The sequence below is a fragment of the Belnapia sp. AC561 genome (genome assembly GCF_979252845.1).
Map to the genome: position 1 here is coordinate 1 of NZ_CEEDBP010000327.1, position 255 is coordinate 255.

Here is a 255-nt window from a genome sequence, read left to right on the forward strand (position 1 = left end):
TCTTCGGGCAGGTGCCGCGGATCGTGCTGGCGAGCGTCTGCGCGTTCTGGGCGGGCGAGTTCGTCAACGCCTATGTCATGGCGCGCATGAAGGTGCTGACCGAAGGGCGGCACCTGTGGATGCGGACGATCGGGTCGACGGTCGTGGGGCAGGGGGTCGACAGCCTGATCTTCTACCCGCTCGCCTTCTGGGGCGCGACGGGGTGGACGCCGCAACTGGTCGTGACCGTGTTGTTCACGCAATGGGCGCTGAAAG

At 66.7% G+C, this 255-nt stretch carries 1 protein-coding gene; it reads left to right on the top strand.

The genetic code is table 11. The features are described 5' to 3' along the window. Window positions 1-255, top strand: a 255-nt coding sequence (locus tag AC0IW9_RS31280) for a queuosine precursor transporter (RefSeq protein WP_471652185.1), incomplete at both ends; no start/stop codon positions are given.